We start from the raw sequence: 6,155 nt of genomic DNA, 5'->3' as shown, positions 1-6,155 counted from the left end.
GAGCCGGGCCGCCGCCTGCGGGGGATCCCCCGCGCCCCTAGAGAGACGCGCCCGCCGCGCGGCGGGCCCGAGGAAAGGAATCCGCCATGGAAGAGGAAGCCGGCGCCGCCAAAGGCAAGGAGCGCCGCGTCACGTTCCGCATGGAGGGAGGCGACTACGACGCGCTCTGCGAGCGGTGCGAGCGCGCCGGGCTCAGCAAGTCGGAGTACCTGCGCTACCTCGTGCGCATACCGCTGTCGACCGAGGCCAACGCGGGAGACGAGCACCGCATACTCGTGGACCGCAGGGCCCTGTGGGCGATGTCGCGCGAGCTCACGAAGTGGGGCTACCACTACAACCAGGCCGTGCACGCGATGAACCTCATCAACTTCCACGCGCGCCACGGGCACGTCGACCGCGACCTCGTCGCGGATAGCATCCCGACGATCGAGCGAGAGCTCGCCGACGTGAACGCCGCGGCCCGCGAGATGGCGGCCGAGCTCGGGCGCATCGGGGCCGACTCGCTCGTGGAGGGCTCGCCATGCCGATCCTGAAGCCGATAAGCGGCCACGGCTCGACGGGCGGCATCCGCCGCTACCTCGAGAAGGGAGGCCGCGCCCTGGCGCGCGACCTGTTCAACCTGAGCTACGACGAGCGCGACGCCGGAGCGCTGGGAGACGAGGCCAAGGAGGCCTGCGCCTGGGACGCCGAGATGGACGCCACGCGCGCCGCCTTCGGCACGGACGCCCCCTGGAGGGGAAAGCCCGCGCGGACGTTCAAGCACTTCGTGCTCTCGCCGGACCCCGGCGACGACATCGACCTGGCGGCGCTGCGCGAGCTCGCGTGCTCGTGGGCTCTCAAGCACTTCGGCGACCACGAGATCGCCATCGTCTACCACGACGACAACGCCCGCGGCATACCGCACGCGCACATCGTCGTGAACAACGCGAACCTCCGCACCGGCTACCGCATGCAGACCCAGCACCCCGAGGACCTCAACCGCGACCTTCAGGACATGGCGCGCGAGCGCGGGCTGTCGGGACTCTCCAACGACCGGGCGGCCGAATCCCCCTCGAAGGCGCGCGGGCATGCCGGCGCGGGCGGGCCCAGGAGCCGCAGGAGCGTCTACCTGGGCCGTGCCGAGAAGGAGATCATGCACTCGGGCGGCTACTCGTGGGTCGGCGACATCCGCGCCCGCGTCGCGCTCGCCAAGACCACGGCGCGCGACGAGGCGGAGTTCCTCGGCATCCTCGACGCCCTGGGCGTGCACGTCGCCGACAACTCGGCCAAGGCGCGACGGGACGACTGGGTGTTCAGCCTGGCCGAGGAGCCGTCCAAGAAGGTCAGCGGCGAGCGCCTGGGGTTCGTCTACGGCAAGGAGATGCTCCGCCGCCGCTTCGAGCGCGAGGGCGCCTACCGTCCCACGGACGCGAGCGCCGCGCGCATCCGCGAGGCCGCCGAGCGCGCCCTCGAGCTCAACGACCTCTCGGAGCTGAGCAGGCTCTCCTCGGCGCTCGAGACCTGCGCGAAGTTCGACGTCGAGTCCATCGAGGAGTTCGGTCTCAGGATGTCGACGCTCGAGCGGCGCGGCCAGGCGGGCGGCGAAGGGTACCGTCGCCTCGAGGCCGCCCGCGCCTACATGGCCGAGAACGGGCTCATGCCGCTCAAGACCCGCTACGGGGACGGTGAAGGGCGCGACGATGCCAGCGGCAATTCGCGCCAGTGCCACCGAGCGGACGAGCAGCAGCGCATCCTCGCCGCCGAGCGGCAGCGGGCCCAGCAGGACCAGCGCAGGGAGAGGGGCCGGAGATGATGGTGAGGATAGAGTACGAGGGCGGCAGGACGACGCTGTTCGACACGCTCTCGTTCACGGAGGGGTCGCCGTTCACCGGCGCGAACATGCTTACGGAGTTCGAGCTCGAGATGAGGGATGAGCCCGAGAAGGGGCTCTGGCTCACGGCGAACTGGCACCAGGTGCGCGACGACTGGCGCGACGACGCGCCCGCGGACGGCATACCGGCCGCGCGCAGGTCCCGCGGCTGGCGCTTCATGCTGGCATCGGAGGCCGAGCTCGGGCGCGCCCGGCGCGTCCTGCTCGACGGCGACGAGGCGTTCGCCCGTGTGCGGGGATACCTGTGCGACGCGGCCGCGATCGGCGCCTGCTACCGCGAGCACGTGGGCCCTCCCTCAAAACCGCTGAGGTCGCAGATAAGGGACCTGCAGCGCGCTCTGGGGAGGGCGGAGGTCCCGGGCGTGCCCGACGAGCTGGCGAGGCTGCTCGCGGAAGAGAAGGAAGAGGGCGCCGACGAGGGCGCCCGCAAGGTCAAGGAAGATTGGGGTGACGTCGATGAAGAGGCTTGGTAGGTTCCTCATGGCGGCGCTTAAGGTCACGCTGGGCTTTTTCGTCTGGCTGTTCCGCGCCGTGTTCAAGTGGGTGATGTGAGAAGAGGCGGGCAATTGCCCGCCTCTTTCCGTTGTGCGATTTCGATTTCCCACGGCTAGTCCCGGTCGTCGTCGCCGGCTGCGCAGCAGGCGTAGGCCGTGAGCGCGAGGAGCCCCATGAGGAGCCCTATTCCGAAGGGCGCGAATCCCATCCTTCCACCTCCTTCGCGTAGACGACGGTGCGCGAGTTGCTCGTCTGGTAGCTGCACGTCACGAAGGCCCAGGCCTGCGCGACGTCCGAAGGCTCTTCCAGGACGACCTCGCAGCGGGACAATTTGTCCCCGAGGTAGGCGTCGAGAGCCGCCGCGTCGGCGAAGTCGGTCCGCTTGCCCTCCGAGCTCGCGTCTACCACGTCGGCCGCGAAGACCTCGAGCTCGATCTCCTTCTCGCGGGTGAAGACCCGGATGGTGCGGTGCCCCTCGGCGAAGCCGCGCGACGAGTACTGCGCGAGCGGCGCGAACATGGTGCCGTCGGACATGTGGTGCCCGTAGACGATGACGAGCGGGCTCTCGGCGCCCTGCGCGCACCCGGCGTCTATGTAGGGAGCGCCCCAGACTGTGCGCTCGCCGCCGGCGTCGTGCGTGAGGTAGAAGTCGGGCGATTCAGGCCGGCCCTGTACGATCGGGTAGTCGACGGTCGTGCCCGGCACGCGCACCCATGCGACGACTGAGGCGGGAAGGGCGTCCCAGTCGATGCCGCCTCCCGCCTCTTGCGCCCCCATCGCCTCGCCCTCTTCCGTTGCGGGCACCTCGCGCACCACGTACGGGTTCCTCTCGGGCTGCGGCAGGACGGCGAGCGCCGCCAGCGCCAGCAACGCCACGGCGACGGCGAACGCCGTGGCGGCTTTCCCTTTGTTCATGTCCTCCCCCGTTCGCAGGGGAGGCCCCGGGCGAGTGCCCAGGGCCTCCGGTTCGGTATCGATGCGGCGCCTCTACTCTTCCGGCTCTTCGGCAGGCTCTTCGGCCGCCGCGTCCTTGCTAGCGCCGGCTGTCTTGCGCTTGCGGTACGCGAGCGCTCCGCCCGCGCCCGCCGCAGCTGCCAGAGCGATGCCCGCGGCCACGGCGTAGCCGGTGCCGTCGGGGGCGTCGGCCCCGGTCTTGGCGTAGGGCTCCTCGGGCACCTCGGGCGTGTCGGGGTTGTCCACGACGACGCTCTGCTCGGCGGAGTCGATGTCCTCGTGGGCCGCAACGACGTTGCCGGCGGAGTCCAGGACCTTCTCGAAGATGACGAGCTCGTCTCCCTCGGCCAGGCCCTCGGTGTCGAACTCGAAGGTCACCTCGACGGTGCCGGAGGGCGCCTCGGGCTCGAAGGGCGTGCGCGCGGTCACCTCGTTGCCGTCCTTGTCGAGGAACGGCTCTCCGGTGCCCTTGTTCATGAGCGTGCCCACGGCGATGTAGGTCTCGCCGGGGACGAGGCCCTTGTAGGCCACCGTGTCGACGACCTTGGCCTTGCCGGCCTCGATCACCTGGTCGCCGTCGCCGGCGTCAGCCGCCTGGGTGCCCACCTCGACGGCGACGTGGACTGTCTGGCCCTCGTCGGAGAGGTCCGCGTGCGACGCCACCTCGGCTTCGTCCTTGCGAAGGCTCTCGAACACGACCAGGTCGCGGCCGCCGAGCAGGCTCGCGTCGAAGGAGATCTCGACGTCCTGGCTACCGGTCGAGAGCGCGGGGGCGAACTCAGCCTTGGCCTCCACGGGCTTGCCCGAGGCGTCGGACACGGGCTCGCCGGTCACCTTGTCGACGAGGGTTGCCGAGAGCTCGTATTCCTCGCCGGCCTTCAGCCCCTCGTAGGCGACCGCGTCGACGACCTTGGCCTCGGCGTCGGCCGAGACGTCCTTGTCGCCGTCCGCGCCGTCCTTGGCGGTGGTGGAGATGCGCGGGCCCTCCTGGTCGTCGAGGCCCATCCACACGGCCTTGGCTACCGTCGAGTCGCGCTCGATCCAGAAGCTCCTGGTGATGAGCTCGAGGCCCTCGTTGGCATCGCAGCGCAGCTCGGTCATGGTGTAGGCGCCGTACGGCAGGGCCGCCAGCGAGTCGTCAACCGGCGCCGAGGAGCCGTCCTCGCCGAGCGAGAACCAGATTCCGGCCTTCGGGTCCATGTCTTCGGCCCCGATCGGTCCCTCATGGCCGAGCAGGGCGTCGTTGGCGTTGGTGTCGCTCGAGTGCCTGTTCCAGCTGCTCGCGGTCGACGCGTCGCCGTTGCGGTCCGTCACCAGCACGTGCGTCTCGCCGCTGGCCGCGTTCTCGATGGCGAACGGGACCATAAGTCCGGCGTTGTCGGACTCGCTCTTCTTGGAGAGCTCGAGGTCGTTGCGCACCACCTGGTCGCGGAACTCGAGCGCGGCGCCGTCAGCGGAGGCGCTCACGATCTCGCCGCCGATGCGGACCTCGAAGGTGCGGGGCTCGCCGTCGGTCAGCAGGTAGCTCCCGTTGGTCGCCGTCTCCCGCACGTCGTAGGTCCCGTACGGCAGGGCGTCGGCCGCGGTCTGGGCGGTGTAGGCGCCGGCCTCGTCGTTCCATGCGGTGGTCAGCGTGGCCACGGCTTCGCCCGGCTCGCGCCACTCGCCGTCAACGAGGACCTTGTGCGCCGAGTGGTTCGTGACGGTGAACTCGATCCCGTCGAGGCCGGGGTGCTCGCCAGGAGCCTCCTTGTGGCCGCTGCCCGCGAGCGCCTCGGACGCCTGCAGCTCCTTGTCGGACTTGGTCACCTGCACGCCGCCGCGGAAGACCTCGTCGGTCACGGGGTCGCCCGTGAGGTCGCGCACCTCGCCGGCCTTCACGGTGAACGCGACGGAGGCGTCGCTGGCGTCGTAGCCCTCGGGCGCGCCGGACTCGACGATGCGGTAGCTGCCCGCGGGCAGGGCGTCGGCGCCGGTCGCGGCGACATGCGACCCGTCCTCGGGCGCGGTCTTGATCGTGGCGCAAACCTCTCCGTCGGCGTAGTACTTGCCCCCGACCAGCACGTAGCGGCCGGTCTCGTTCACGACGGAGAAGCCTGCGCCGTCGAGCGAGGCGTCGCCCTGGGGCTCGGCGCTCGCCTCGGAGTCCGTTTTGGCGACCTTGACGCCGCCCGTGGACCAGCTGAAGCTCACGAGCGTCTGGGAGCCGCCGCCGGTCCTGACGCAGAACGCCTCGAACCCGGCGGAGACCTTGCCGGCGCCCGCCTTCATCTTGGCGAAGGTCCCGCCGATCAGCTCGGATTTCGCCCAGGAGGCGAACTCGGGGCTCGTGCCGTGCGTGGCCGCCGACTCGGACCCCGAGTAGGCGTAGGCGATGAGCACATGGCTCGCCGCGGCGTACTTCGCGTCGTCCCAGCCGCCGCCGTCGTACCAGCTGCCCGGGAACATCGACGCGTCGAAGCCGGGAGAGCCGAACGAGTACCAGATCGCCGCTGTCACGTCGCCGCTCGGCACGGGGCTCGTCGAGTAGGAGCCCGGCTCGGGCGTCGGGGACGAGGGCTCGGCGCAGTAGGCGATGTTCCCGTCGGCGCTCATCCACGTGGTGGCGAAGCCGCCGTAGGGGATCTTGCCGCCGATGGACACGTCTACCGTGCTCGGCGCGGCGTAGGCGGGCGAGGCCGCCACGGAGGCGAGCAGCGCCCCCGCCGCCAGGATGAGCGCCATGGCGCATCGGAGGAGCTTTTCCTGCAGGGTGCAGTCTTTCGCTGCGTTCATCTTTCCGCCTCCCTATCTCTCGACGCTTCGCTGCGCGCGGGGCGCCTCGTGCTCGGCGGCG

General features: G+C 70.5%; 5 protein-coding genes. 3 read left to right on the top strand and 2 right to left on the bottom strand.

Annotated features, from left to right (window positions below):
* Positions 1–86: 86 nt before the first annotated feature.
* Genes GPA_RS14370 through GPA_RS14360 form a run of 3 tightly spaced genes read left to right on the top strand, consistent with a single transcriptional unit; the run spans position 87 to position 2,343 of the window.
* Positions 87–533: a CopG family transcriptional regulator gene (locus GPA_RS14370; RefSeq protein ID WP_015540324.1), complete on the top strand. Its 447-nt coding sequence runs from the start codon at positions 87–89 to the stop codon at positions 531–533.
* Positions 521–1,792, top strand: coding sequence for a relaxase/mobilization nuclease domain-containing protein (locus tag GPA_RS14365; protein WP_015540323.1), 1,272 nt, complete (start codon positions 521–523; stop codon positions 1,790–1,792). The genes GPA_RS14370 and GPA_RS14365 overlap by 13 nt, the downstream gene beginning before the upstream one ends.
* Positions 1,789–2,343: a hypothetical protein gene (locus GPA_RS14360; RefSeq protein WP_015540322.1), complete on the top strand. Its 555-nt coding sequence runs from the start codon at positions 1,789–1,791 to the stop codon at positions 2,341–2,343. The genes GPA_RS14365 and GPA_RS14360 overlap by 4 nt, the downstream gene beginning before the upstream one ends.
* 205 nt (positions 2,344–2,548) lie before the next feature.
* Here GPA_RS14360 and GPA_RS14355 read toward each other — a convergent pair whose 3' ends face one another.
* Both GPA_RS14355 and GPA_RS14350 read right to left on the bottom strand, forming a co-directional pair.
* Positions 2,549–3,280 carry a class B sortase gene (locus GPA_RS14355; RefSeq protein ID WP_015540319.1) on the bottom strand — a complete coding sequence of 244 codons (732 nt, stop codon included), beginning with the start codon at positions 3,278–3,280 and terminating at the stop codon, positions 2,549–2,551.
* 72 nt (positions 3,281–3,352) lie between these two features.
* Positions 3,353–6,094: a VaFE repeat-containing surface-anchored protein gene (locus tag GPA_RS14350; protein WP_015540318.1), complete on the bottom strand. Its 2,742-nt coding sequence runs from the start codon at positions 6,092–6,094 to the stop codon at positions 3,353–3,355.
* Positions 6,095–6,155 lie beyond the last annotated feature (61 nt).

Source organism: Gordonibacter pamelaeae 7-10-1-b (assembly GCF_000210055.1).
In the GTDB taxonomy this organism is placed as follows: Bacteria; Actinomycetota; Coriobacteriia; order Coriobacteriales; family Eggerthellaceae; genus Gordonibacter; species Gordonibacter pamelaeae.
Note: the sequence above shows the minus strand (reverse complement) of the source record. Positions and strands in the feature narration are given on the sequence as shown.

What these genes read in the sequence shown, in the direction of transcription:
- GPA_RS14370 (WP_015540324.1), top strand. Translation starts at nt 87, where the DNA reads ATGGAAGAGGAAGCCGGCGCCGCCAAAGGCAAGGAGCGCCGCGTCACG.
- GPA_RS14365 (WP_015540323.1), top strand. Translation starts at nt 521, where the DNA reads ATGCCGATCCTGAAGCCGATAAGCGGCCACGGCTCGACGGGCGGCATC.
- GPA_RS14360 (WP_015540322.1), top strand. Translation starts at nt 1,789, where the DNA reads ATGATGGTGAGGATAGAGTACGAGGGCGGCAGGACGACGCTGTTCGAC.
- GPA_RS14355 (WP_015540319.1), bottom strand. Translation starts at nt 3,280, where the DNA reads ATGAACAAAGGGAAAGCCGCCACGGCGTTCGCCGTCGCCGTGGCGTTG.
- GPA_RS14350 (WP_015540318.1), bottom strand. Translation starts at nt 6,094, where the DNA reads ATGAACGCAGCGAAAGACTGCACCCTGCAGGAAAAGCTCCTCCGATGC.